The sequence below is a fragment of the Vibrio sp. J2-4 genome (assembly GCF_021728155.1).
Lineage (GTDB): Bacteria > Pseudomonadota > Gammaproteobacteria > Enterobacterales > Vibrionaceae > Vibrio > Vibrio diabolicus.
The window spans coordinates 220,357-246,091 of sequence record NZ_JAKKCN010000005.1 but is presented as its reverse complement, the minus strand read 5'-3'; the positions used below and the strand labels follow the sequence as shown (position 1 = coordinate 246,091).

At 47.4% G+C, this 25,735-nt stretch carries 23 protein-coding genes; 14 read left to right on the top strand and 9 right to left on the bottom strand.

Annotation, left to right across the window (positions count from 1 at the left end):
- Positions 1-14 precede the first annotated feature (14 nt).
- Positions 15-2,894, bottom strand: coding sequence for an amylo-alpha-1,6-glucosidase (locus L3V32_RS18415; protein WP_237284866.1), 2,880 nt, complete (start codon positions 2,892-2,894; stop codon positions 15-17).
- A gap of 220 nt (positions 2,895-3,114) precedes the next feature.
- On the opposite strand from L3V32_RS18415, the gene L3V32_RS18410 reads away from it, so the two are divergent.
- A complete protein-coding gene (locus tag L3V32_RS18410) occupies positions 3,115-4,026 on the top strand; it encodes a LysR family transcriptional regulator (protein ID WP_005392753.1) in 912 nt (303 codons plus the stop codon).
- Here the strand turns inward: L3V32_RS18410 and L3V32_RS18405 are convergent.
- Positions 3,979-4,914 (bottom strand): LysR family transcriptional regulator, encoded by a 936-nt coding sequence (locus L3V32_RS18405; RefSeq protein WP_237284865.1) that lies wholly within the window; start codon positions 4,912-4,914, stop codon positions 3,979-3,981. The two genes, L3V32_RS18410 and L3V32_RS18405, sit on opposite strands and share 48 nt — an antisense overlap.
- Positions 4,915-5,112: 198 nt before the next feature.
- Between L3V32_RS18405 and grxB the strand changes: the two genes are divergently transcribed.
- Positions 5,113-5,742, top strand: a complete 630-nt coding sequence (gene grxB, locus L3V32_RS18400) for a glutaredoxin 2 (protein ID WP_237284864.1) — start codon at positions 5,113-5,115, stop codon at positions 5,740-5,742.
- A gap of 10 nt (positions 5,743-5,752) precedes the next feature.
- Complete coding sequence (locus tag L3V32_RS18395) at positions 5,753-6,877, top strand: alkene reductase (protein WP_237284863.1); 1,125 nt, start codon at positions 5,753-5,755, stop codon at positions 6,875-6,877.
- Between the two features lie 83 nt (positions 6,878-6,960).
- Here the strand turns inward: L3V32_RS18395 and L3V32_RS18390 are convergent, their stop codons facing one another.
- From L3V32_RS18390 to L3V32_RS18380, 3 genes are read right to left on the bottom strand one after another with little or no spacing between them, the layout of a single operon-like run.
- On the bottom strand, positions 6,961-8,019 hold the full coding sequence (locus L3V32_RS18390; RefSeq protein WP_237284862.1) for a zinc-binding dehydrogenase: 1,059 nt from the start codon (positions 8,017-8,019) through the stop codon (positions 6,961-6,963).
- Positions 8,020-8,023: 4 nt separating this feature from the next.
- Positions 8,024-8,536: a 2,4'-dihydroxyacetophenone dioxygenase family protein gene (locus tag L3V32_RS18385; RefSeq protein WP_085343257.1), complete on the bottom strand. Its 513-nt coding sequence runs from the start codon at positions 8,534-8,536 to the stop codon at positions 8,024-8,026.
- A gap of 49 nt (positions 8,537-8,585) precedes the next feature.
- Entirely contained in the window at positions 8,586-9,347 is a 762-nt protein-coding gene (locus L3V32_RS18380; protein WP_005392740.1) for an SDR family NAD(P)-dependent oxidoreductase, read from the bottom strand.
- A 131-nt stretch (positions 9,348-9,478) separates the two neighbouring features.
- On the opposite strand from L3V32_RS18380, the gene L3V32_RS18375 reads away from it, so the two are divergent.
- A complete protein-coding gene (locus L3V32_RS18375) occupies positions 9,479-10,480 on the top strand; it encodes an AraC family transcriptional regulator (RefSeq protein ID WP_237284861.1) in 1,002 nt (333 codons plus the stop codon).
- 64 nt (positions 10,481-10,544) lie between these two features.
- Here L3V32_RS18375 and L3V32_RS18370 read toward each other — a convergent pair whose 3' ends face one another.
- From L3V32_RS18370 to L3V32_RS18360, 3 genes are all read right to left on the bottom strand, one after another.
- Positions 10,545-11,822, bottom strand: a complete 1,278-nt coding sequence (locus tag L3V32_RS18370) for a TRAP transporter large permease (RefSeq protein ID WP_005392736.1) — start codon at positions 11,820-11,822, stop codon at positions 10,545-10,547.
- Positions 11,819-12,376 carry a TRAP transporter small permease gene (locus L3V32_RS18365; protein WP_006741397.1) on the bottom strand — a complete coding sequence of 186 codons (558 nt, stop codon included), beginning with the start codon at positions 12,374-12,376 and terminating at the stop codon, positions 11,819-11,821. Before L3V32_RS18365 ends, L3V32_RS18370 begins: the two co-directional genes overlap by 4 nt.
- Positions 12,377-12,508: 132 nt before the next feature.
- The gene (locus L3V32_RS18360; RefSeq protein WP_080936811.1) at positions 12,509-13,942 is read right to left on the bottom strand and encodes a PLP-dependent aminotransferase family protein; all 1,434 of its coding nucleotides are present in this window, start codon (positions 13,940-13,942) and stop codon (positions 12,509-12,511) included.
- A gap of 273 nt (positions 13,943-14,215) precedes the next feature.
- Here L3V32_RS18360 and doeA point away from each other — a divergent pair, with 273 nt between their 5' ends.
- From doeA to L3V32_RS18310, 10 genes are all read left to right on the top strand, one after another.
- Positions 14,216-15,403: an ectoine hydrolase DoeA gene (gene doeA, locus L3V32_RS18355; protein WP_005392731.1), complete on the top strand. Its 1,188-nt coding sequence runs from the start codon at positions 14,216-14,218 to the stop codon at positions 15,401-15,403.
- A gap of 54 nt (positions 15,404-15,457) precedes the next feature.
- On the top strand, positions 15,458-16,465 hold the full coding sequence (gene doeB / locus L3V32_RS18350; protein WP_006741395.1) for a N(2)-acetyl-L-2,4-diaminobutanoate deacetylase DoeB: 1,008 nt from the start codon (positions 15,458-15,460) through the stop codon (positions 16,463-16,465).
- Between the two features lie 332 nt (positions 16,466-16,797).
- The gene (gene dctP / locus L3V32_RS18345; RefSeq protein ID WP_237284860.1) at positions 16,798-17,811 is read left to right on the top strand and encodes a TRAP transporter substrate-binding protein DctP; all 1,014 of its coding nucleotides are present in this window, start codon (positions 16,798-16,800) and stop codon (positions 17,809-17,811) included.
- Between the two features lie 103 nt (positions 17,812-17,914).
- Positions 17,915-18,394, top strand: a complete 480-nt coding sequence (locus tag L3V32_RS18340) for an Lrp/AsnC family transcriptional regulator (RefSeq protein WP_006741393.1) — start codon at positions 17,915-17,917, stop codon at positions 18,392-18,394.
- A 155-nt stretch (positions 18,395-18,549) separates the two neighbouring features.
- Complete coding sequence (locus L3V32_RS18335; RefSeq protein WP_237284859.1) at positions 18,550-20,070, top strand: NAD-dependent succinate-semialdehyde dehydrogenase; 1,521 nt, start codon at positions 18,550-18,552, stop codon at positions 20,068-20,070.
- 41 nt (positions 20,071-20,111) lie between these two features.
- Positions 20,112-21,518 (top strand): aspartate aminotransferase family protein, encoded by a 1,407-nt coding sequence (locus L3V32_RS18330; protein ID WP_053808062.1) that lies wholly within the window; start codon positions 20,112-20,114, stop codon positions 21,516-21,518.
- 86 nt (positions 21,519-21,604) lie between these two features.
- Positions 21,605-22,579: a hydroxyectoine utilization dehydratase EutB gene (eutB, locus tag L3V32_RS18325; RefSeq protein ID WP_006741390.1), complete on the top strand. Its 975-nt coding sequence runs from the start codon at positions 21,605-21,607 to the stop codon at positions 22,577-22,579.
- Positions 22,580-22,593: 14 nt separating this feature from the next.
- Entirely contained in the window at positions 22,594-23,553 is a 960-nt protein-coding gene (locus L3V32_RS18320) for a cyclodeaminase (RefSeq protein ID WP_237284858.1), read from the top strand.
- 56 nt (positions 23,554-23,609) lie between these two features.
- On the top strand, positions 23,610-24,386 hold the full coding sequence (locus tag L3V32_RS18315; protein ID WP_237284857.1) for an Asp/Glu racemase: 777 nt from the start codon (positions 23,610-23,612) through the stop codon (positions 24,384-24,386).
- A 47-nt stretch (positions 24,387-24,433) separates the two neighbouring features.
- Positions 24,434-24,955, top strand: a complete 522-nt coding sequence (locus L3V32_RS18310) for a DUF2058 domain-containing protein (protein ID WP_006741387.1) — start codon at positions 24,434-24,436, stop codon at positions 24,953-24,955.
- Positions 24,956-25,048: 93 nt separating this feature from the next.
- Here the strand turns inward: L3V32_RS18310 and L3V32_RS18305 are convergent, their stop codons facing one another.
- Positions 25,049-25,663 (bottom strand): LysE family translocator, encoded by a 615-nt coding sequence (locus L3V32_RS18305; protein ID WP_006741386.1) that lies wholly within the window; start codon positions 25,661-25,663, stop codon positions 25,049-25,051.
- Positions 25,664-25,735 lie beyond the last annotated feature (72 nt).

Sequence of the window (25,735 nt, the reverse complement as noted above, 5' to 3'; positions counted from 1 at the left end):
TTTATTAAAACAGCCTACATTATAGGTGTGATTCGAATATCTGCGATTTGCGCTTCGTTCTTTTCACCCTCAATACCACCAGCGTAGATGTAGGTTTCATTCGATGTGAGGTAACTCATATTGAAGTGATCCTTCAGCGCGATCTGATAGGTTTTCCCCTGCTCCAACGCCACTTCAATTGGCGTTGAGTAACGCATACCTTGGTTTTCACCAATATGGCCCATCTGCAAGTAACCTTGACCAACCACTTTACCTGCATCATCCAATACCTCTAACAATTTCACGGTGTTCGTGATGCCGGTATTAAGTTGTCCTAGGTTATTGTTGTACCAAGCATCGAACTGGTAAGTGCCCGTTACAGGAGCTGTAAACGACTCTGCACCTTTTACGATGCCACTGTCTTTGCTCACCGTAACCACTGAGACATTGTCTTTGAGTGGCTGATATTCGCCATCAAGTTTGATGCGGATCTCTTCACCGACACAAGCCGGTTGGCTTGGGTTAGAACGGAAGCCGTTATCGTTAATGCTTTCAGCCAAATAACAAGCAAAACCTGTTGGCGTATCGGAATAAGATTGAGCAATCACGTTCTTTTGAATCAGCTCGCCATTGCGATACAAGTTCACGTTGTACTTGCTCGTCACGTCAATCGAAACCGAATTATCAACGCTTGTTACCACCAATGTTGGCTCTTGCGGAGAATAAACGCGGCTGTCTTCACTCACATACGGTTTCACACCAGAAACTAAAGTAATGCTGCTATCTACATTCACAAGCGCGCCCAGTGTCACGTGGAAATGCCCCTCTTCGTCCATCGTGACATTTTCAACTGGGTAGTAGCCTGTTTCATCTTTGCTTACTTCAGGCAAGTCAATCGTTACCGAGTAGTTCTTTCCTTTGAAGGCAAAGTTTTCCAACGTGATTTGTTCAGACTGAGCCAACAAGTTATTGCGCACCCAACTTGTGATAAATGGCTTCACTTCCAACTTACCTGTTTCGGTATGGATGCCAAATAGGGTCTCTACCACCATGTTCAAGTAGCCACCCACAGACCAAAGCTGACGCTGAGAGTTAATCACTGGGCCATCCAAGCTCGGATCTTCGCCATGATCACTATGGATGATGAATGACTTACCAGAAAGCCACTCTAAGTTTTCCATGTTGGATAAATTGGTCGCTGTACCACGAACCAACGATTGAATGGCATTGTTCGCCGCAGCCACGTTTTGTGTTTGATGCGCGGCGCGCAAGCTGTACGCGGTAACAAATGGCCAAATTGCGCGGTTATGGTACACAGGCACGTCTGGTTGTTGAGGGAAGTAAACCGGCACGCCAAACTCACTGTGTGGGTAATTGGCCATGATTTGTTTCGCCTGTGCATCACTTGCCACGCCACTGATGATCGCCAACGCTTCACCCAGCATGTCGTATTTGTCGACCGCGATGTCTTTGCCATTATCAAACAAATAACTTACGTACATACCGCGTTCGGCATTCCAAAACTGCTCGTTGATAGCGGTTTTTAACTGCTCAGCCCAATCGGTGTATTTGACCGCGTTGGTTGAATCGTACTTCTCTGCCAACTTAGCCGCGAGCTGAATTGCACGGTAATGAACCGCGTTTGTCGATAACGCTTTGCTGCTACCAATCGCATTGACATCGTTTGGCGTCCACGTTGAGTAAGTTTGCTCACGCCAATCGAGGAATGATTGTTCACCAGTGTATAAACCGGATTTCGCATCAAAAGCCGCCAGGCGATCGGCTTCAAGTGTATTACTGATCGCTTTGTAAGCGCGCTCGGCAAATTGGTTGTACTCTTCCCCATCCAATGCCGAAAGTAAGCGTTCTGCACCAAGCGCCCAAGTCGTGCGGTCGGTACTGATTGGCCAGCTGCCGCCAGTGCCCGTATCTTGCACAATCTGCTCGCCATCGTATTGCTGAGCGGTCGTGTCGCGAAAAGCGGACAATTTGAAATTCAAACCATTTTGCACGCGCGTTGGATTCATCAATGCAAGCGAAAGGTCTGCTGCGTACGCCAAATCACGCGTCCACACGTAATGCCACTTCGCGCCCGTCTCAAAAACTTCCGCTTTGATTGGGTTGTTGTAGTTGTAATTGCCGTCTTTGATTTCAGAAACAGCAAGCTGGTCTAGCTCTTTCATCGTCAACGCAAACAACGCGTCAAACGCGACATCACCCGATACCACTCGCGGCCCTGTTTGTTCATTAATCACTAAGCCTTGGTCGAGCGCATCACGCAATTCTGTCGTCGTTGAAATACCAAATTCACGCTGCTCAGCTTTAGGATCTTTCACCGAGAAAATCACGGTATCACTCGAGTCATCGTAATTGGCGAACAGTTTCACTTCTTTACTCTGATGCCCTTCATGCACCATTGCAGGGTCGAGAATCGCATCAGAGTAGTATTTTTCCGCTTCTTCTTGCGTTGCTTTCGTCACAGTCATTGTCGCGCGACTTTCATCGGCAAAGCTCACAGAAAACTTGTAATACCCTTTGTCTTCAAACGTGATCTCAGAGTTGCAATCATCGTTCATACACGCTTCATTTGTGTCTGGTTTTGGCAGGTACTCCTGAGCTTTATCGAACGCCGCGGGCTCCTCAAAATAGGTGTATTGGATCTGCCAACCCGGATCAGCAATCTTGAACTGATTGCTACCTCGAGCGACGCGCAGTACGGTTTCGTACTCGTTATTACCCAAATAGTTTAGCTTGGCATGCTCTGCCGTGCCCCAATCCCCATTTAAACCACGTAAATATAAGTCGGCTGAAATAATTGGTTTGTCGACCTGCACAGGCGCATCAGAGGAATCTGACCCACACCCAGCAAGACCAATACAAGACGCGACAGCAAGCGCAATAAAACTCGGTTTCATGTTCATCCCTTAGATTGTTGTTTTGGCGACAGTCTAAAGAACACCCTTTTGAGGGGAAAATAGGAAGTCAGGAGCGAGCTATAGATAACATCTATACGTCAAACCCCAACAGTGATGTAGATCTATGAAATGCGCATAATTTCAATCAAATGAGATTACAGATTTGTGATTTATAAATGAAATTGTGCAAAATACCCCTCGTTCTTAGGGGAGAAAGAAAATGGACAAATCTCTGCAGCAATTTTTACTGGTTGCACGCTGCCAAAGCATCAGTGCTGCGGCAAGAATGGCAGGGTTAAGCCAGCCAACGGTAACAAGCAATTTAAAGAAGCTGGAAGAGAATCTCGGCGTGACGCTGTTTGAACGTCATCCTAATGGCATGGTGTTGACCGAATACGGACGCATCCTCTATCGCCATAGCAACGCGATGCAGCATGAATACAACCAAATGATGCAAAGCATTGATGAACGGAAACAGTACCAAGTCGGAAAAATTAAAATGGGTACTGGCGATGCGTGGTGGCCGCTGTTCGTCAAACAAGCACTCAATGAACATCTGACCAAGCAACCATCGGCATCTACGCACGTCGAATTTGGTAACCACTTAGGCTTGATGGATTCATTAATCAACGAACAGATTGAATTCTTCATCGGCCACGAGATTGTCGGCTTGTCGTCTAAATGCGATGTTACGTTTATTCCTTTATTTCAAACGGTTGATGCCTATTTTGTTTCCCCAAACCATCCACTGCTAGGGAAAACCGTCACCGAAGAGATGCTGCACGAATACCCCGCTCTTTCAGTCACTTATGACGCTAAGAAATTCGCTCACGTCATCGATAACCCAATCCCGAAACAAAATGAACGCGAAAGGCAGCAACTGGATGACAGACCGACTTACGAAGTGGATTCTCTGCTCGCCAGTATTGATGTACTGAAAGAAAGCGTCGCGGTGATGTCCTATACCGGCCACCTGAAACCGTATTTGGAATCCTTTGGCTTACGATGCTTAACCATGGAAAACGAACCAAACCCTGGCACCGTCGGGATTTATCGCCACCGCCGAGAAACCTCTGAATCGCATCTAGATCTGATTGCTGGCATCACTCAGCGCGCTAAATTGCTCAACTAGAAAGTCCAAAAACAGGCGAACTCTTTTCGGTTGATATTGGCGGCTTTGATAAATGACATGCAGATCCGCTTCAGCGCCTTGCGAAAAGGCGCTGAAGTTTTTCATATACCCATCCAAAACCGTTACTAAACGTTGTTGTTTGAGGTCTTGCTGAATATCTAAAATCGATTTCAACGCAATCCCCGCACCGTCCAACGCCCATTGTCGAATCACTTCACCATCATCAGAAAAGCGCTTTGGCGTAACCGTGATCGTTTGGTGAGACTCTTCATCTTTAAAGTGCCACGTTTTTAATTCTTCATTGCTGCGCACCATGGCTAAGCAGCGATGATCCGCGAGATCTTGTGGACAGTTTGGGACACCTTGCTTCGCCAAGTAATCAGGTGACGCGCACAGCACACGTTGACTCGACGCCAGCTTGCGCGAGATGAGATTACTGTCCGCTAACTCACCGTAACGAATCACCAAATCGAGCCCCGATTCAGCCAAGTTCGATAAATTGTCATTAAGGTAAAGATAAGGCGTCACGTCCGGATATTGCTCAGAAAAAGCCGACACCATCGGCGAAATAATTTGTTTGCCAATATCTCGTGGAGCTGAAATTTTCAACTTTCCGCGCACTTGCGAAATACCCGTTTGCAGCAAGTTTTCCGTCTCTTTCACGCTATCAATGATGTTCAGACAAGCTTGATGGTACATTGCCCCTGCGTCCGTGAGTGATACGTGGCGTGTGCTTCGGTTGAGCAGCTTTACGCCATAGCGTTCTTCTATCGCTTGCAGCCTTGCCGTTACCGTCGCCGGAGACAAACCTAGCTCCCTTCCCGCCGCTGCCAGACCTTGATGTTTAACTATGCTGACAAACAACGTCATATCCGAAAACTTATCCATCTTCGCGCCCTTATTATTTAGAAAAACTGAATAATCAGTTCAGATATTACCCAATTATCAAATTAAGTCGAATCCATATACTGACCCTATCGACATTGTTTAGACCCAGAACGTTATGTGACAGGGCAAAGTTAAACGCCGTAATGCTGTTCAACGCACAACAACACGCCCTGCCCAGCCAGAGATAGGAAACAAAAAATGAAACTGTACATTTATGAACATTGCCCCTTTAGCGCCCGCGTCCGTTTTGTTGCAGGCATGCTAAATATTCAGCTCGACGTCATCAACATTGCTTATGACGACGAGAGCACCACCACAAACATCATCGGCGCAAAACAAGTTCCTCTTTTGATCAAAGACGATGGTGAAGCCATGGCGGAAAGCTTAGACATCATCAACTACTTCCTTGAATTGGCATCTTCTAACGAAAGCAGCCAACCCTCAACACTGGTTTTAGACTGGCAAAAACAAGCGTTTTTACCGCTACAAAAAGTCGGGTATCCGCGTTGGTCAAACATGACGTTACCGGAATTTGCAACAGAAACCGCTAAACAAGCATGGCGTGCAAAAAAGGAAACCGAAGGGTTAAATTTTGAAGCCTTGATTAACGATACGCCAGCGATTGCGAAAGAAGTCGCCGCTTTGATAGAACAAACCAAGCCCTTGCTCAACCTAAATTCAGAAAAGCAAACGTCACTGGTTGATCAAGCCATTATGTTCTCCATTCTACGAGGTTTTTTCAGTGCGCCCGAAGTGCAATGGGATCCAGCCGTACTTCACTGGATGGCAACCGCTCGTAAAGCGACCAACGTGCCAGTACTTATCTAAGGAGCGCAACATGAAACAAAGACCAAATAAGCTGTTTGAACCAGCTCAACTGAAATCGTTGTCACTACAAAACCGTATTGTCATGGCACCAATGACTCGCGCACGCACCACTCAGCCGGGCAACATCCCGAATGAGATGATGGCAACGTATTATCAACAGCGCGCTTCTGCCGGGCTGATCATTTCCGAAGCCACACAAATTTCGGACGATTCTCAAGGCTATTCGTTCACACCAGGCGTTTACACCGATGCGCAAGTGGCGGGCTGGCAGGGTGTGACCCAAGCGGTCAAATCACAAGGCGCAGCGATGTTTTGTCAGCTATGGCATGTGGGCAGAGTGTCTCACCCAACATTCCAAAATGGTGAACAGCCTATCGCGCCATCTGCGCTCGCTCCGGTAGAGACGCAAGTTTGGATTACTGATGAACAAGGCAACGGCAATATGGTCGACTGTGTTGAGCCACGCGCCATGACACAAGCGGATATCAACCGAGTTGTCGGTGATTTCGCGAACGCAGCCAAACGCGCCATTGAATCGGGTTTTGATGGTGTAGAAATCCATGGCGGGAATGGGTATCTGATCGATCAGTTCTTAAGGACCAACTCAAATCATCGAACAGACAACTACGGTGGTTCACGAGAAAACCGTATCCGTTTTCTTATCGAAGTGGTGGATGCAGTTATCGCCGCTGTTGGTGCGCATCGAGTTGGAGTGAGATTGGCACCATTCATTACGTTTAAAGATATGGACTGCCCAGATATCGTGCCAACAATCTTGGAAGCATCAAAACAGCTACAGGAGCGCGACATTGCATACTTACACTTGTCCGAGGCCGATTGGGCTGATGCACCAACGATTCCCGAGACGTTTCGAGTCGAACTTAGAAAGCGCTTTCGCAACGCTATCATTGTCGCTGGTCGCTACGATCCTCAACGAGCAAACGAAGTGTTAGAGAAAGGCTACGCGGATCTTGTCGCATTCGGACGGCCATTCGTAGCAAACCCAGACTTAGTCTCTCGCTTGCAACATCACCATCCGTTGGCAGAACTGGATGGCTCAACGTTGTTCGGTGGAAACGAACGAGGCTACACCGATTACCCTACTCTACAACAAGAATGCGCAGAACAGGCCTAACAAAAAAAGCCCCAACCTAGCTGCTACGGTTGGGGCTGTCACCAAACTAAACTTGGTTTTGGCTAGCTTAAGTTGGCTAAGAGTTAAATCACTTCTAACGCACCGCTGCGCCAAGGTTCGATAACGACTTTGATGTGATCATTTGGCGTCATTAACTGTCTAAACGCATCTTCCACACCATCGATTCCCACTTTGGCGGTAAGCATTTTCTGCCAAGGCAACTTGTGTTCGGCAATCGCTTGTAGGCATTGCTCAAACTCGTGCGGTTGATAGTAGTAAGAGAATCTCAAATCGAGCTCTTTTACCGTCGCGTACGCGTAGTTAATGGTCGCTGGAGCCGTATGAATGCCTGATACTACGATTCGAGATCGGGCAGGAGCACGGCGCATGAAGTCATCAATTAAAGTATGTTTGCCCACACACTCATAAATGACCAGACGTGAGTTCATCGCGTACCGCTCAGCAACGGCGATCTCGTCTTCCTTGTTCGGGTTGATCAACCGATCTGCGCCAAACTCGCTGGCAAGTTGCAGCTTCTCTTCCTGAAGATCAACCGCAAGAATGTTACTCACGCCGCGTTGTTTGAGCGCTGCAATCACCGCCAGCCCTATAGGGCCACAACCGACAACCAGCGCTGTTTCTTTCGTTTCGATTTCACTGCGATTGACCGCATGCAAACCGACCGCCAGCGGCTCGGTTAACGCTGCCGCTTCAGACGGCATTTCGTCGGGCACTGGCAGTAGGAGCGCTTCATCAAGTAGGAAATACTCAGAGTAAGCGCCGTAAGTACCCGGAGTGACACCAACGCCTGCGCCATTTTGGCTGAGCAACATCGGCACAGAGGTGACTCGGCTACCGACAGGCAACGTTTGCTGCGTATCGGCACCGTATTCGACAATTTCCGCACAGAATTCATGTCCCAACATCACTTGAGCGTGCTCACCTACTTCATCAGGCATCAACCCGAGCTGGTGGAATACATCAAACACCTCATCCGCGTGTCGAGTAATGTGTAGGTCGGAGCCACAAATCCCACAGGCGAGACTACGAACCAAGACTTGTCCCGCTGCGGGTTTGGGGATTTCGACTTGCTTCAGGCGGACACTACCATCCTGCATTACGATACTGTTCATCTGTTGCATGGGGTTACTCCGCTAGCTCATCACTCAGGGCAGCAATCGCACCCGGTTTGATATAGCGCGCAGTGAAGCCTTGCGCTTTGGCAGCGGCAACCACCACTTGCTCAATCCAACCTGCATCCATGATGTTGATAAAGTTACCCTCTTCGTCAAAGTTAATGTTCGCACCTTGGATCACCATAAAGCCATCTGCGCCACCCGACTCTTCTGGACAGTGAAAGGTATGAATCGAACCGCCCGGCTCATATAAGTAGCTACCAGCGGTTTGGACTTGGTCTGGATACTCGATGTAGTGCCACGCGCCACTCAGTGTATAGAAATGCACCACACCAGTATGGAAGTGCTTAGGCAGAGTGATACCCGGTTTGAACTTGGCGCGAATCACCCACGTACCATTTTCTGGGTCAAGAAACAGCGGGTAAACATCAACGCCCGGTAGCGCGTCTTTGATGATCGACTCTTCATTCGTATTAAAAGTTAATAGGAAATCTTGATGCTGAATAACTTCTGGTAATGACATAACTTACATCCTCACTATTGCTGTAATTTGGCGTGCTCGCCTATTCCATCTACCCCATGAGTGGGTACTTAAAATTCTCGAAACCGTCAGATGCGCTAATGGTGCAGCCGTTGATACAGTTTGCTTTTTCGCTGACAAGAAACGCCACCACGTTGGCAATCTCTTCTGGTTGCGTGAAGTTTTGACGCATCTGTTCTTTGCGGATGTGGTTCCACAAGCCAATCTCTTCGTATTGCCTTAACATCGGAGTATCAACGCGTCCCGGAGCGACCGCGCACACACGAATATCCAGAGGCGCTAACTCTAAAGCGGCGCATTTGGTCATCATATCGACTGCGGCTTTACTGACGTTGTAGGTAAACGTCATCTCGGAGGCCATTTGGGCGTAAACGGAAGAGGTATTGAGGATCACGCCCGGTGTCCCTTGCGCTTGGAATTGTCGTCCAGCGGCGAGAATTCCATAGTAAACGCCGTTTTGGTTGACTTTAGAGATAGGCTCAAAGTCGGCGATAGGATCATGTTCAAGCAGAGGTTTCGGTGCGCCGATGCCTGCATTGTTGACCATGATGTCAAGTGAGCCAAATTGTTCGACCGCGTACTTCACCATGGCTTCGACTTGTTGGTAATCGGTGACGTCCGCAACAAAGGTTTCCAACTGCTTAGAGCCAAAACTTGCGTACATTTGCAGTGATTGCTCTGAAATATCGACAGCAAGCACTTTGGCTCCTTGCTCTCTTAGCTTTGCAATAATAGCTTGCCCAATTCCACCCGCAGCGCCAGTCACGATGGCAGTTTTATTGATAAGTTCCATACAGCTTCTCATCCATGCGTTGTTGTTATCGAAATGTAACTTAGATCAACTCACTGGCACTCACTTGACCTTTTACGAAGTAAATTTGATATATTGCGATTTACAACCTGTTAACATTTAAAAATCGAGACATGTATATCGTACGAAGTGGCGCTGCCGATAAATTTGATAGCTTGGTTTCAGAATTAGGTCAGAATCCGCAAGAGATAATGGCCGCTGTTGGCCTGTCTGCCGCGCAGTTTCGCGATCCCGATACCTATCTCGCTTATCCAAGATTGGCTGAATTGCTGGAGGAAGCGGCTGCTCGTTGTAAGCAACCGTTGTTTGGTGCGTTACTCGCCGAGCGCCAAAACCTGCAAAGTTTAGGCGATTTGCCGATGCTGGTTTCTCGTGCTGAAACGGTCGGTGATGCATTGGCGCGGGTGAATGATTATCTCTATCTGCATTCGTCAGGCGTTACTCTCAACATGACGCCACAAGATGATTGGGTACGATTGTCGCTCAATATTGATGTGAATAGTGACCGCGGTATTGCGCAGTTGATGCAGCTCAGTGTGTCACACTTAGCCATGTTTATCGCCAGTTTGCTCGATATTGAAGCAAGCCACTTCGCGCTACATTTGACTCAACACGCAACCTTGGAAGTAGAGCAAAGCAAGTTTGCTCAGCAGAACAAACTGCGTTTTGGTGATAAGTTTGACGGTATCCTACTTAAAGCGAGCCTGCTTAACGCTAAGAACCACCAAGATGAAGACGCACTAGAGCGCCATTTTCAGCAGCACCTCAAAGAGCTGCAAACTCGCTATCCCAACAATCTCAGTGACCAAGCGGCCAATATGATTGGTCGTTTGCTATCGACTGGAGAATGCAGCGTGGAGCGTGTCGCCAGAGCATTGGATTTACACCCAAGAATGCTGCAAAGCAAGTTAAAACAACAGGAAACAAGTTATCGACAGTTGTTACAACAAGTACGACAGGATTTTGCCGAGCAGCGTTTAAGTGAAAATATTCAGAGTATTACCGATATCGCATTGCAACTGGGCTATGCAGAACCCGCGGTATTCAGCCGTCACTTTCGCAGTTGGACGGGGAAGTCTCCCAGCCAATGGAGACTGGAGAAAAGAATAAGTTGAACCAGTTTGAGAGCAAAGATTAAAAAGCCGCTGATATTCAGCGGCTTTGAGCGTTTAGTCGATACTATCGAAACGCTAGATCACGTAAGAAAAGTGAAATCGAAGGGAAGAAAATCAACATCACAGAGACCAACAGCAAGATGAACACAAACGGTGGCGTGCCGCGAATCACTTCTACATAAGGGCGTTTAAACACGGCAATTGCGGTAAAGATGTCGCAGCCAAATGGTGGTGTTGCAGAACCTATCGCAGCTTGCAATGTCACGATGGTGCCGACCAGTACAGGGTCAATGCCAGAGGACTTAATCACAGGTGCAAAGATAGGGATCAAAATCAGCATCACTACGATTGGATCAACGAACATACAACCAATAAAGAACGCAATTGAAATAACGACCAGTAACTCGGTCTGCGAAAGATCATTAATCCCGATCATACCCAACAATTCTTGCGGGATCTGGGCAAATGAGATTACCCAAGAAAAAGCAGCCCCTGCTGCGACTAAGATAAATACCACCGCGGTAACCATGCCCGTAGAAAGCGCGATTTCGCCAAGCTCCTTCCATTTCACTTTACGGAAGATAACCATTTCTAATAACACTGCGTACAACACCGAAACCGACGCCGCTTCGGTAGGGCTAAATACTCCAGCATAAATACCGCCAACAGTAATGATCGGAAAACCAAATGGTAAAACCGCTTTACGTATTGTGGTCCAACGTTCTTTCCAGCTGGCTCGCGGGGCATTTTCTACAGAGCTTTTACCTGCATAAAAATAACAGTAGGCAGAAAACATCAATAAAATCACGATCGCCGGTCCAATACCAGCAATAAACAGCTCAGCAACCGATGTTCCAGACACCACACCATAGATGATCATACCGATACTCGGTGGAATAAGGAGCGCTAAGTCAGAGGCGTTAATAATCAAAGCCAGAGCAAAGCTGTCTTTGTAACCATACTCCAACATTTTCGGTCGCATAATAGAGCCAACAGAAACAACGGTGGCTTGTGTAGACCCAGATACCGCACCAAACATCGCACAGCTAAGCGATGAGGTGATCGCCAGACCGCCACGAACGTGCCCAACAAACGCCATTGCGACATCTAGCAAGCGCGTTGCTGCCACGCCTCGGGTAATAATTTCTGCCGCGAGAATAAACATCGGTACTGCGATCAACGCAGCGGGTTTGATGCCAGCAAGCATTTGCTGGATCATAAAATCTGGCCCCAGACCAAGAAAAACAATAAATCCCAACATGGTCGCCGCTAATAGCGGTACCAACATCGGAAATCCAAAAGCCAACAACGTGATCATCGTTGCTACAAGAGCGGTCGTCATAGCGCTTTCTCCTGCTTAGTGGCAGAGCCGATGCCATCTGGTCGAGATGAGCGTGAAAGCTTTGTCAGCATTATGAAACGTTTGATATGGCGACTACCCACACGCGCGAACTGAACCGTGCTAAAGAAAAGGCCAATCGGTGCGATTAAGTACACCCAACTCAAAGGTACTTGCATTGCAGGAGAAAGACGCCCCATTTGGCTCACCTTGCCAATGTATTGCCACGAATACCAAGTTAGCACCGCCACCAATGCGGCGGTGAGTAAATAAATAATGCCGTTGGCTAAAGTTTGTATACGCTTTGGAAGCATATCGGTAAATGCCGTCATACGGATATGGCGAGATTGGCGGGCAGCATAACTGCAACCAATAAACGTGACGGCAATAATGAGGAAATAATTGAGTTCTTCTGAAAAGTAGATGCTTTGGCTAAAGAGGTAGCGCCCTAACACGTTAGCAATTGAGTTCAACGCAATAAGAAGCACCGAGCCAATGAGCAGTGCCGCCTCCGCTTTCTGTATATATTTATCTAGCCACTGAAAAATCCCTTTCATCCGCGCTGCTCCTGATCAACAAAAATGTTAATGAAACGTTATCTTTTTCATGACAATCAAGTCAATCAGGTGAATAAGAAAGATTTTCTGAACTTGGCGCTTTCGCAGAAAAAATTGGTCAGAGCATACTGCTCAGACCAAAAAGTGAGAGGTTGGAGGGTTTGTATCGAGAATTTCTGCAATCACAGATAACCCATGCTTAATGTAACCTCGATTAGTCTCTGCTCCCAAACTGATTCGCACGTAAGGCATTGGCTGATTAGTATCGAGAACAAAAGGTTTATACCCCGTGATCTGCACCCCAGAACGCTTAGCCGAAGCGACCAGATCATCACTGCTCCACTGCTCGGGTAACCTCAACCAAATGTGCTGACCATTCGGGTGTGAGCTATAAACATGCCCTTCTAAAGTAGCTTTTGCTATTCGCTGGCGCTTGGCAAATTCATTGACTTGAAATCGAACAAGTCGATTTAATGTACCGTTCTCGATCCACAAATGAGCGACTTCAAACGGTAGCGGGGTCGCAGACCAACTCGTCGCAGCTAAACGGCCAATCGCATGCTGCAAAAAATGACGTGGGACCGTTAAATAGCCCGTACGCATACCTGGCGCTACGACTTTGGTTAAACTGGTGACATAAAAAGCCTGCTCGGGTAACAGTGCAGCGAGAGGTGGGACACGATTGGGCTCTAGTGCCCCATACACGTCATCTTCAATCACGTAGATCTCATACTGCTTCGCAATATTTGCTATCGCCTCTCGGCGCGAAATATCCATATGCGCACTATTCGGATTGGCCATGCTCGGTGTGCAACACAGCGCCTTGATTGGTTTGTGTTTACATGCCCATTCAAATGCATCCGGCGTGATACCAAACTCATCCATCTCAAGCGGCTGTAACTTAAATCCAAGCATTCTCGAGCGAGAGATCAAGCCATGATCGACTAAGTGACCACAAGCGACTAAATCACCGTGTTCAACAACGGTGCTTAAAGCCAAGGTCAAGCCATGGCATGCACCATTTGTGAGTAATATTTGATCGGTACCAACGTCTAACCCTTGGCTACTGAGAAATCGCGCTCCGGACTCAATATGATGAGGCTGACCTGTTACTGGCTTTGCTTTACTGATCAAACTGCGATTGTTTGTTTGCCCAGCAATTTCCATTAACGCCTGATTAAAAAGCGTAATGTGCCGATCGGTTACTACCGGATGAGCGATCGACATATCAATTTCATCCGGTGTTTCTTTCATCTCTTGCGTCAGCATGAACTCCGTGTCCGTGCTTTCATCCACAAAGCCTGACTTTACAAACGTACCGTTTCCCACCCAAGACTCGAGCGCACCTTTTTTCTCCGCATAACCATATGCATGGCTGACGGTTTGTACGCTCACGCCAATTTGCTCCGCAAACTCACGATGTGTGGGTAGTCGAGTACCGGGTTTTAGGTAACCACTGCGGACACATTCGACAAGATAATTGCCAATGGAGATGTACTTAGCGGTGCCTGGGCGAATGATCGGGTTCAAAGAAATTGTCATGACACAATATTTTAATTGATTCATTTTTAATGCTCATTGTAACTTCAATTTAACAAATGGCGAGTTTTTAGCCATCAAATGCGGTGTAATGCACAAAAATGAGCCACAATTGTAATGATTGACATGAGAAATATAGATTCAACAAACATGTTAAATGGCATCGTTTAATCCAAACCCAGCCGCAGTGGTGAGTTGCAATAGTTTTTAAACGCAGGTCTGGCTGACCTGGTGGAAGGTAGAAATACCTCAACGTCTCCGAAGGCCCATAAGGCGTCGGATTTTTAACAAGGAGAAAATATGAGAGGCGTTGCTTTGCATTTTACACTGGATGAATTCCAGGACCGATTAACAAAAGTTCGGCAGTCGATGGAAGAACGAGAGTTGGATGTCCTTATCATTCACGATCCTTCTAACATGGCATGGCTGACTGGTTATGACGGTTGGTCTTTTTATGTCCCACAATGTGTCGTTGTAGGATCATCTGGCGAGCCTGTTTGGTTTGGGCGCTGCCAAGATGCCAATGGGGCATACAGAACTGCGTATATGTCGGCAGAAAATATCACCTACTACCCAGACCATTATGTAATGAATCCACCATTACACCCAATGGATTTTCTGGTAGAAGCGGTACTCGCCCCGCGTCTTTGGGATCGCGGCCGTATCGGGGTGGAAAAAGATAACTATTACTTTAGTGCCACCGCTTACGAGTCACTCACCACGCACTTGCCGAATGCTCAACTTCTCGATGCAACCGGGCTAGTCAATTGGTGTCGCGCCGTTAAATCTGATCAAGAACTGGCTTATATGTACCGCGCAGCTCGCATTGTTGAAAACATGCATCGTGTCGCATTCGATATGATCGAGCCAGGGTTGCCGAAACATCACCTTGTCGCCGAGATTAACCGCCAGGCAGTACTTGGGCATGAAGATCACTTTGGCGATTACACCGCGATCGTACCGCTTTTGCCATCTGGTTCTGATGCTTCTGCACCTCACCTAACGTGGGATGATAGGCCTTTCAAAAAAGGCGAAGGTACTTTTTTCGAAATCGCTGGCGCGCATCGCCGTTACCATTGCCCACTCTCTCGCACTATTTTTCTTGGGGAACCGGACGACAAATTCAAACGTGCAGATGAAGCATTAACTTTAGGTCTCGAAGCAGGCTTAGAAGTCGCAAGACCAGGCAATACTTGCGCCGACATCGCCAACGCATTGAACCAGGTTCTCGATAAAGCAGGATTCTCACGAGAAGGCGCCCGATGTGGTTACCCAATTGGTCTGAGCTACCCTCCTGACTGGGGGGAACGAACCATGAGCTTGCGAGACACCGATAAAACCGTATTAAAAGAAGGCATGACATTCCACTTTATGCCGGGGCTATGGTTTGAAGATTGGGGGTTAGAAACCACCGAAAGCATTGTGATCACCCGTGATGGTGCAAAAACACTGTGTGATTTCCCACGCCACTTATTTGTTAAACACTAACTTTTCAAACCGTAAGTTCTGTTGAACTAGGCTTAAGAACAAAAAGGACTCGATATGCAAAAGAGCTCGATCACAGCCACCGTAGACTTTGACCGAGAAGGCGTGCAGCACGGCTTTTTAGCGCTGCCCTATTCCCATGATGACTCCGCTTGGGGAAGCATCATGATACCTATCACCGTGATAAAAAATGGTCACGGGCCAACGGCGCTGCTTACTGGCGGTAATCACGGTGATGAATACGAAGGCATCACCAGCCTGCTAAAATTGGCAAACTCGCTGCAAGCAGAGCAAATACAAGGTCGCGTCATTATTGTGCCAATGATGAACTTACCTGCGGTACAAAATGCCTCGCGCACATCGTCTATCGATAAAGGGAATTTAAATCGCAGCTTTCCCGGAAACCCTGTAGGCTCAGTGACCGAAAAAATCGCGGATTACTTTACTCGTTACTTAGTACCCATGTGCGATTTTGCGTTAGACATTCATTCAGGTGGTAAAACGTTAGACATCGTGCCTTTCGCCGCAGCCCATCGCCTCGACAACCTCGATCAAGAAGAAGCATGCATCTTAGGTGCAAAGCTGTTTGGCGCACCTTACACCATGATCTTGCTCGAAATGGACGCCACCAGCCTTTACGACACCGCAGTGGAATCTCAAGGCAAAATTTTCGTCACCACAGAGCTCAGAGGTGGCGGAACCAGCACTCCAGAAACCATCGCTTATGCCGACCGTGGTATTCGTAACTTCTTGCGTTTTTCGGGCAACTTATCAGGTGATTACGAAAAACCAACCCTGCCAACTAGGTTGCTTGATATGCCCGATGCAAGTTGCTACGTGCAAAGCCAGCACAACGGTATCACCGAATACTTATTTGAGCTTGGCGATACCATCAAACAAGACGATGTACTGGCAAGAATCTATTCAACCGAGCGTACAGGGAGCGACCCAATCGAATACAAAGCGCAGCGCAGTGGGATTTTTGCTGCACGTCGTTTCCCTGCCATGGTCAACATTGGTGACACGGTCGCCGTAATTGCCGAAGACTGTGGCGAATTAAACTAACTCTTACTAGGGCGTATTGACCTTTCGCGGTTAAATTTTGTTCGAGGTAAAATCGTTTTAGGCGCGGCGAAGACTATGCAGCCTAGTCATTCTAAGCAAATGGTCTTCAACAAAGCATAAAACGATTTTTGCGGGGGCGCCTAGCTCGAACCCTTCGGGCAGCCTTTGTGGTTCATTTCTACTGCGTTATCGGCTTTTTATGCAGGCCACCCACAAATCGCTGCAAAAATCAGCTCGAAAGGTCAACACGCCCTAAACACGACACAACATCGGGTCTGGTGTATCACCTGCCGTTGGTGAATTGACTCACAAACTGATTAAGGAAGAAATGGATGAATCCGATGAAACACAGCTACCTAACGAGTGCCGTACTGATCGCTGCCAGCTTTGCCACCAGCAATGTTTATGCAGAGACGTGGAAATTCGCTCTAGAAGAAGTCAAAGGCTCGGTGCAAGATGCTTATGCGCAAGAGTTTAAAAAGCGCATCGAAAATGCAACCGATGGCGACGTCACAGTGGAAGTCTATCCATACGGTACATTGGGTCAGTCAGAAGATCTTACCGAGCTTACTGCGAACGGTATTATCCAATTTACCAACGCATCGCCAGGTATTTTTGGTTCATTCGTGCCCGAAATGCAGGTTTTCTCCATCCCTTACCTTTTGTCGCAAGACAATGATGTGAATAAAAAAGTGCTGAGTTCAAGCCCTACTATCTATGACACACTCGGCGGAAAGCTAGAACAGAAAAACCTCAAACTTCTCACTATGTATCCAGAAGGTGAAATGGTGTGGACGACCAACCGTGAGATTCGTTCTCCAAAAGATTTTGATAACTTCAAAATGCGCGTGATGGCATCGCCAATGCTGGTTGAGGCTTATAAATCGTTTGGAGCCGACCCTACGCCTTTACCCTACTCAGAAGTCTATGGTGCTCTGCAACTTAAAATGATCGATGGTCAAGTAAACCCCGTTTTTGCTATCGAAGAAATGAAGTTCTACGAAGTGAACGACTACATGATCTGGGCAGGACAGCAACAATTTACTACGACTGTCATTACCAACAACAGTTGGTTCGAAACCCTCCCACAAGCCCGCCAAGATCAGGTCAATAAAGTCATCGCTGGTATGACTGACTTTATATTTGAAAAACAGGATGAGTTTAACCAAAAACGTCTTGATCAAATTAAGCAAGCCAAACCAGATATGCAGATGATCAAACTCGACAGTGACGAACGTGCAGCATTTAAACAAGCCTCTATGTCAATGCGGGACAAATACATCGAGCTTACAGGCGACAGCGGTAAAGCGGTGCTGAGCTCACTGGAACAAGAGTTCAATCAATAACAGAATCAATAACAGAAAAAGGAGTGGCCTTCGGGCCACCTTATAGCGGTTGACCAGTCATCAACTATTCTGAACTGATTGGTATTTTACAGGGAGACCAATTATGCGCCTCGATCGCTACGACGTAAAAATTCTACAAATACTTCATGACAATGGCCGTATTACCAAATCTCACCTTGCCGAGGCCATTAACCTATCCGTGAGCCCTTGCTGGGAGCGTGTCAAAAAACTGGAAGAAGCAGGCATCATTGAAGGCTACGGGGCAAAAGTAAATACCGATGTTTTGTTCAAACGAACGTCGGTCATGGTTGAAGTTACGCTCAAAGAGCACAGCGCCCAAGCGTTCAAACGTTTCGAGCAACTGGTTCAACACTCACCAGAAGTCACTGATTGTTATGCCACAGGCGGCGGTGTCGATTACATCCTCAAAATTCAGTCGGAAGATATTGATCAATATCAGCGGCTTATCGACAACTGGTTAGAGTCAGAAGTGGGCATTGAGCGCTACTTTACTTACATCGTGACGAAAACAATCAAACGTGATGCAGGCACATTAGAAGTGAACCAAAACGCCTTGTTCTAAAAGGGAAAACACGCTTAAAAGACGACCAGAAAAATCACCATATCTAACGGTGTGGAAAAGAAATTTTTGATGGTTTAAACCTCGGCATCAGAAATTATTTCGGTCACTTCTCCATTACAGTTTAACTATGGACAACGACGCTGGGAGAAGGACTCATGACAGCACTGCACAGCTTACATGCTGAGGAATTAAAAGCCTCGCACGACATGATGGCGATAATGAAAGACGTACGTTTGGTGAGAGGTTTAGCGTACATAAATGGCAAATGGGTAAGTGGTGACCAATTTCATCCGGTGGATAATCCAGCGGATGGTACGGTCATCGGCTACATCACCAAGCTATCTCAGCAACAACTCTATCAAGCGATTGATGAAGCCGACCAAGCCTTTCGTCAATGGCGAAAAATGCAAGCAGAAGAGCGCGCTGAAATTCTCATGCGTTGGCACGATCTGATTTTAGAATCAAAACAAGATCTTGCTCGTTTGATGGTTATGGAGCAAGGCAAAACATTAGGTGATGCTTTGGGTGAAATCGACTACGGCGCATCTTTTGTTCGTTGGTTTGCAGAGGAAGCACGCCGCAGCTATGGCGAAACCATCCCAAGTCATATTCCGAATGCGCAACTATCGACGGTACGCGAACCGATTGGTGTCGCTGCACTGATTACACCATGGAATTTTCCTAATGCAATGGTCACCCGTAAAGCCGCCGCAGCATTAGCGATAGGCTGTCCGGTGCTCATCAAACCTGCCAGTGAAACGCCTTTCTCCGCATTGGCCTTGGCAGAATTAGCAGACCGAGCTGGCTTTCCACCTGGTGTATTTAACGTGATCACTGGCGATGCGGTGATGGTGTCACAAACCTTGTGTCACTCCGATAAAGTCAAAGCGCTCTCGTTCACAGGTTCAACTCGAGTGGGTAAGTTGCTGCTGCGCGACGCGGCACAAACCGTGAAGAAATGCAGTATGGAGCTCGGTGGTAATGCCCCTTTCATCGTGCTGCCAGATATGGATGTCGAGCAAGCAGCCAAAGCCGCCGTCGATGCCAAGTTTCAAACTGCAGGACAAGACTGCTTGGCTGCAAACCGTATCTTCGTCCCTGACGATAAGTACGAAGCGTTTTTGGAAGCGTTTGCCAAAGAAATGAACCACATTGTTTTGGGCAATGGTTTAGATGAAAAAACCACCATGGGGCCGATGATCAATCGCGCTGCGGTGGATAAAGCGCATGATTTGGTGCGTGACGCACTCGACAAAGGCGCGCGATTGGTAGCGGGATACCACCAGCCCGTACCAGGCGAAAACTTCTTCGCGCCGACATTGCTGGCCGATGTCACCCCTGATATGGCGGTGTATCGCGAAGAGAATTTTTGTCCTGTGGCAGGCGTGTTGCCTTACCAAGACTTAGATACCGTGATTGAAATGAGCAACGACACTGAGTACGGCTTAGCTGCCTATGTTTATGGCCACGATATTCACCAAATTTGGCGCTGCATGCGTGGTTTGGAATTTGGCATGGTGAGCGTGAACTCCGTCAAGATGACTGGCCACCCTATCCCATTCGGCGGCGTGAAACAGTCAGGGCTTGGACGAGAAGGCAGTCGCCACGGCTTTGAAGAATACAGTGAAATCAAATACTGCTGCTTAGGCGCTTTACCAACCGTCAGTGGCAGTTAAGGCACGAAATATGGATATCCAATTATTCGAGGAGAAGAATCATGAGCAACAAAACCCAACAACTTTTAGAGATCGACCGTCAGAGAGTATTTCATGCCTCAACCCACCTGAAGCAGTATGCGGCTGGGGAGCTTTCGGGAAGAATTATCTCGAGCGGAAGCGGAATACGCATCACCGATTCAGAAGGCATCGAGCTGATAGACGGCTTTGCCGGGTTGTATTGTGTGAACATTGGCTATGGTAGGACTGAAATGGCCGATGCCATTTATGAACAAGCCAAAGAGCTGGCGTACTACCATACTTACGTCGGTCATACCAACGAAGCACTAGTGACACTGTCAGATCGCATCATCAAAATGGCGCCTGAAGGCATGAGTAAAGTCTACTACGGCATGTCAGGCAGTGATGCGAACGAAACTCAACTTAAGTTGGTGTGGTATTACAACAATGCTCGTGGTCTACCAGAGAAGAAAAAAATTATCTCCCGTGATCGCGGCTACCATGGTTCAAGTATCGCTTCGGGTTCAATGACAGGGTTGCCTCTGTTCCACGCACATTTTGATTTACCGCTTGAGCGCATCAAGCACACCATGGCGCCGTATTACTATCGCCGTGAAGACGAGAGCATGTCTGAGCTTGAATTCTCTCAATATTGTGCGGATCAACTCGAAGCGATGATCTTGGAAGAAGGCCCTGAAACGGTGGCAGCGATGATTGCAGAACCAGTGCTCGGTACTGGTGGTATTGTGCCACCACCAGAAGGATACTGGCAGGCGATTCGCAAAGTACTCGACAAATACGATGTACTCTTGATTGCGGATGAAGTGGTCTGTGGCTTTGGCCGCCTCGGCTCCGATTTTGGTTCGCTGCACTACGACATGAAACCGGATCTCATCACGGTAGCGAAAGGGTTAACCTCTGCGTATCAACCGCTGTCTGGCGTGATCGTCGGTGAACGAGTTTGGAGTGTGCTAGAAAACGGCACCGACCAATGGGGTGCTATCGGACACGGTTATACCTACTCCGGTCACCCAATGGGAGCGGCAGCCGCGAACTGCAACCTCGATATCATTGAACGTGAAGGCCTGGTGCAAAACGCAGCCGAAGTCGGCGCTTACTTGCAGCAACGTATGGCGGAGACGTTTAACGATCATCCATTGGTCGGTGATACTCGTGGCGTTGGCTTGTTGCATGCGTTGGAGTTTTCTTCAGACAAACTCCGCCGAGCACACTTTGATCCAAACTTGAAAGTGGGTCCGCAAATCGCGGCAGCCTGTTTAGAGCAAGGCTTAATCGCTCGTGCCATGCCACATGGTGACATCCTCGGCTTTGCTCCACCGCTTATCGCGAACCGTAATGACATCGACACTATTGTCGACAAAGCGCACCAAGCGGTCAATAAAGTGATGGATAACCTCGTCACGTCTAAACAGTGGCAGCCAAAATAGCCGCGAATTAACCAACTCACAAACCTACCAATGATTACCGCCCCCTCTGACCAAATTAGAGGGGGCGGTCCTAAGAGACGTACTACATGGAAACACAAGCAATCTTTGCCGCAAAGAAAGCGATTAACGGATTAGTCAGTCGCACACCATTACTTCACTCACCACTGTTATCGCAACAATATCAATGTGAAATTTGGTTAAAACTGGAAACACTACAACCTATTGGTGCTTTTAAATTGCGTGGAGCGACTCATGCCATGAACAAACTGAGTGAGGAACAAAAACAACATGGCGTCGTCACTTGCTCTACTGGTAATCACGGCCGTGCCGTGGCTTATGCTGGGCAACGACTAGGAGTCCGCACCGTGATTTGTATGTCCAATTTAGTGCCACAAAACAAAGTCGACGCAATTAAAGCATTAGGCGCAGAAGTTCGAATTGTTGGGCAAGCTCAAGACGACGCGGAGCGAGAAGCATTGAGGCTAACAGAAGAAGAGTCGATGACCTATCTCTCACCATTCGAACACCCAGACATCATCGCCGGACAAGGGACCATTGGGCTAGAAATCATTGAAGATCTTCCTGATGTCGACGTCATTTTCGCCGGGTTATCTGGCGGCGGATTGATTGGTGGTATTGGCTTAGCCGCAAAATCAAACAGCAGCAAAGTGAACGTGTATGGCGTTTCCATGGACAAAGGCGCTGCGATGGTAGAAAGCATTAAAGCAGGAAAACCAGTACAAGTTGAAGAGCACGAATCGTTTGCTGACAGCTTAGGTGGCGGCATAGGTTTAGACAATCGCTATACCTTCAAACTCGTGCAAGAAGTCATGGATAAAGCGTTTTTAGTCAGTGAACACAACATCGCCAAAGGCATGGCAGATATTTTCGATGCAGAAAAATTTGCCGTAGAAGGCGCAGCCGCAGTGGGGCTTGCCGCCATTCACCAGCATCAACTGGACTTACGCGGTAAGAAAGTCGTTTTGGTGCTCAGTGGAAAAAACGTCTCTTCAGACACTTTTGAGACGGCATTAAAAATTGGCCGCCAAGTCAAAGAATAACCGAGGTCGTGCGAATGAAAATCTATAATAAATCTCAGATAGAGCAAGTGACTCAGTTAGATCTTAATGCGTTAGCGGCCGTGGAAAATGGCTTCAAAGCACTTGGGCAAGGCAACGTCACCATGCCTCCGATTCTTAGTATGGCAATCGAAGAACATAACGGCGAAGTGGATGTAAAAACGGCGCATATCAAAGGCAATGAGCGCTTCGCGATAAAAATCAGCCCAGGTTTTTTTGATAACCCAAAACTGGGACTACCCAGCCTAAATGGTTTGATGGTGCTCTTTAGCGCGAAAACAGGGCTGGTTGATAGCGTATTGTTTGACGAAGGGTATCTAACCGACATTCGTACTGCTCTCGCCGGCGCTATCTCCGCGAAATACCTGTCGAACTCAGAAGCATCCAAAATTACGGTTATTGGCAGTGGGCTTCAAGCAGAACTACAAGTCGCTGCAATAAAATTAGTTAGGCCAATCTCCCAAGTGAACATCTGGGCAAGAGACAACACAAAATCGCAGGCTTACAAACAACGTATGGAGCAACGATACGATCTATCCGTATCCGTACACTCCTCTATCCAGCAAGCATGCCAAGAAGCCGACATTATTGTCACGACAACACCATCAAAAGAACCTTTGCTGAATTGGGAAGATATCCCATCCGGAGCACACGTGATCGCTATGGGTTCAGACAGCCCTCATAAACGTGAGCTTGCCACCTCAGTCATCCTAAATGCTGAGCATCTGGTGGTTGATCGAATCAGTCAGTCAGAATCACTTGGCGAATTACGCAGTGTAGACAAACCGCTCACCCGTAGCCTAGTCGAACTTGGCGACATCATTTGCGGCAAACACCCCTACTCAAGGCGTGTTGACGATGTTTCGGTATGTGATTTAACAGGGACTGGCGTTCAAGACACCGCAATCGCTGACTATACCGCTCAACAACTCACCAGAATTCAATCCACGATGTAACTTATTCCCTGTGACTTTGGCGGTGGGCAACCACCGCACTTTTTGAGGGCCGTAACATGCCAGAGCTCTGTACGTTTCAATCTTTAACCACTCAGTTTGATTTTTCGGCGGATGTATCCGCTTATCAACGTTCAATCGGACTCATTCAACTCGCGACCGACTATGTGCTAGAAAACGAATGGCGCGAGCATTTACCCGCAGATGTCCGCTTATACACTTCACGCTTTCTCACTACAGGTACTGTCGATCCTCTGCACTTAACAGACATGCAAAACAGTATCCGCGAGTGTGCACGCACCATCGTGCCAATGTGGCCAATCAACGTCATGGCGTTTGGCTGTACGTCAGCTAGTGTGCTCATTGGCTCCGATCAAATCACTGATTTAATTCGTCAAGAGAGACCCGAAGCCATAACAACTAACCCTTGGCAAGCCGCACTGAGAGCGCTTGAACACCATCAAGCTCAAAGAATCGTTATGCTGACGCCGTATACCAATGACGTCAATCACCCACTTTATGAGTCCATGACCGAACATGGCATTGACGTTCTGGCCTTTGGGTATTTCAATCTCGACTACGATCCCCATATCCCAACCATCGGAGGACAAGACGTAGAAAATGCCTTAGCGCAGCTGCTTGAGTCGATTGATTGCACTGTGGACGCGGTATTTATTTCATGCACGAACATGCGAGTCATGCATCTACTGCCTTATTTCTCAAGCCGCTTTGGCATTCCTGTACTAAGCTCCAACCAAGTGATGCTTTGGGACGCATTGCGTTTGCTTGAGTCCGATAATTTCTCCGACGTGTCATCATCGCCCTTTCCTTGCTGATAAGGACTCGCTAAAATGCACAAAATTGCGCACTAACTGGATGAAACATGGCAAAACTTACCCTTCAAGAACAAATGCTAAAAGCTGGCTTAGTTAATGAAAAGAAACTAAAGAAAGCGAAGAAAGGCTCTAAAAAATCACGCGTTCAAGCACGCGAAGTAAAAGCGGCGGTTGAAGAGAATAAACGCCAACAGTTAGAGCGTGATAAACAATTGAGCGAACAGCAAAATGCCGAGCGTTTGAATAAAGAGATCAAAGCGCAGATCAATCAATTGATTGAGATGAACAAGATCGACTTAAAAGATGGCGATATTAAGTACAACTTCACCCATGGCACCTTGGTTAAGTCACTGTATGTTGATGCTCTCATCCGTGAACAGTTGATTAAAGGCATTCTAGCCATTGCGATTGTCGGTGAAAGCTACGTTGTCATTCCACGCGGAGTAGCGAATAAAATTGCTCAACGTGATGAATCCGTCATCATCGAACAGAAAGAACCAGAATCGGACATTCCAGCAGAAGACGACCCATACGCAGATTTCGTCGTGCCAGATGACTTGATGTGGTAACAACAAACAATAGATGCATCAACGAAAAGAGCCGCTGATATAACATCAGCGGCTCTTTTTAATAGAAAAAATACGCGACAGAAATGATGTGCGTTATTGCTTACTTAGTAGTAAATTCACACCAGATGCGGCTAAAAACAGCGAACATCCGCGATTGAAACGTTTCGCCATTTTTGGATTTGAAAACCAATGTCTAAGGTACAAACCAAAAATCGCGTAAATTGAAATGGCGACCATTTCTAAAATCAAAAATGTGGAGCCAAGGGCAAAAAACTGCTCTTGAACGTTGGCATTCACATCAACAAACTGCGGCAAAAACGCAGTAAAAATAAGAATCGCCTTCGGGTTACCGGCGGCAAGCGTAAACTCTTGTTTCGCAAGCCCTGCATAGTTGCGTGAGTTAGTTAACTCAGAGATCGGGCTCGATTCCGAACGCCAAAGGTTGAATGCAATCCACAATAGATACAACGCCCCCACCAGCTTTAACGCTAAAAACAGCATTTCTGATGTGTACAAAATCACGGCGAGCCCAGAGGCAGACAACGCGATCATGCCAGAAAATGCCGTAATACGCCCTAAACTAGCGACAAACGCGGCACGAAAACCGTAACAACGCGCATTATTCATTGCCAATAAGTTGTTTGGGCCTGGAGTCATATTCAGAGCAAAGCAAGCGGGAATAAAAAGGAGGAGCTTCCAAATATCCATGATAAAAAATGGCCTTAATTTTTAGTAATAGCCCGCACCGTAACATTGGCTGCTAGAATGAGTAAATAAAAT

Excerpts from the sequence above, each read along its gene's own strand:
- L3V32_RS18415 (WP_237284866.1), bottom strand. The coding sequence starts at position 2,894 with ATGAAACCGAGTTTTATTGCGCTTGCTGTCGCGTCTTGTATTGGTCTT.
- L3V32_RS18410 (WP_005392753.1), top strand. The coding sequence starts at position 3,115 with ATGGACAAATCTCTGCAGCAATTTTTACTGGTTGCACGCTGCCAAAGC.
- L3V32_RS18405 (WP_237284865.1), bottom strand. The coding sequence starts at position 4,914 with ATGGATAAGTTTTCGGATATGACGTTGTTTGTCAGCATAGTTAAACAT.
- grxB (WP_237284864.1), top strand. The coding sequence starts at position 5,113 with ATGAAACTGTACATTTATGAACATTGCCCCTTTAGCGCCCGCGTCCGT.
- L3V32_RS18395 (WP_237284863.1), top strand. The coding sequence starts at position 5,753 with ATGAAACAAAGACCAAATAAGCTGTTTGAACCAGCTCAACTGAAATCG.
- L3V32_RS18390 (WP_237284862.1), bottom strand. The coding sequence starts at position 8,019 with ATGCAACAGATGAACAGTATCGTAATGCAGGATGGTAGTGTCCGCCTG.
- L3V32_RS18385 (WP_085343257.1), bottom strand. The coding sequence starts at position 8,536 with ATGTCATTACCAGAAGTTATTCAGCATCAAGATTTCCTATTAACTTTT.
- L3V32_RS18380 (WP_005392740.1), bottom strand. The coding sequence starts at position 9,347 with ATGGAACTTATCAATAAAACTGCCATCGTGACTGGCGCTGCGGGTGGA.
- L3V32_RS18375 (WP_237284861.1), top strand. The coding sequence starts at position 9,479 with ATGTATATCGTACGAAGTGGCGCTGCCGATAAATTTGATAGCTTGGTT.
- L3V32_RS18370 (WP_005392736.1), bottom strand. The coding sequence starts at position 11,822 with ATGACGACCGCTCTTGTAGCAACGATGATCACGTTGTTGGCTTTTGGA.
- L3V32_RS18365 (WP_006741397.1), bottom strand. The coding sequence starts at position 12,376 with ATGAAAGGGATTTTTCAGTGGCTAGATAAATATATACAGAAAGCGGAG.
- L3V32_RS18360 (WP_080936811.1), bottom strand. The coding sequence starts at position 13,942 with ATGAATCAATTAAAATATTGTGTCATGACAATTTCTTTGAACCCGATC.
- doeA (WP_005392731.1), top strand. The coding sequence starts at position 14,216 with ATGAGAGGCGTTGCTTTGCATTTTACACTGGATGAATTCCAGGACCGA.
- doeB (WP_006741395.1), top strand. The coding sequence starts at position 15,458 with ATGCAAAAGAGCTCGATCACAGCCACCGTAGACTTTGACCGAGAAGGC.
- dctP (WP_237284860.1), top strand. The coding sequence starts at position 16,798 with ATGAATCCGATGAAACACAGCTACCTAACGAGTGCCGTACTGATCGCT.
- L3V32_RS18340 (WP_006741393.1), top strand. The coding sequence starts at position 17,915 with ATGCGCCTCGATCGCTACGACGTAAAAATTCTACAAATACTTCATGAC.
- L3V32_RS18335 (WP_237284859.1), top strand. The coding sequence starts at position 18,550 with ATGACAGCACTGCACAGCTTACATGCTGAGGAATTAAAAGCCTCGCAC.
- L3V32_RS18330 (WP_053808062.1), top strand. The coding sequence starts at position 20,112 with ATGAGCAACAAAACCCAACAACTTTTAGAGATCGACCGTCAGAGAGTA.
- eutB (WP_006741390.1), top strand. The coding sequence starts at position 21,605 with ATGGAAACACAAGCAATCTTTGCCGCAAAGAAAGCGATTAACGGATTA.
- L3V32_RS18320 (WP_237284858.1), top strand. The coding sequence starts at position 22,594 with ATGAAAATCTATAATAAATCTCAGATAGAGCAAGTGACTCAGTTAGAT.
- L3V32_RS18315 (WP_237284857.1), top strand. The coding sequence starts at position 23,610 with ATGCCAGAGCTCTGTACGTTTCAATCTTTAACCACTCAGTTTGATTTT.
- L3V32_RS18310 (WP_006741387.1), top strand. The coding sequence starts at position 24,434 with ATGGCAAAACTTACCCTTCAAGAACAAATGCTAAAAGCTGGCTTAGTT.
- L3V32_RS18305 (WP_006741386.1), bottom strand. The coding sequence starts at position 25,663 with ATGGATATTTGGAAGCTCCTCCTTTTTATTCCCGCTTGCTTTGCTCTG.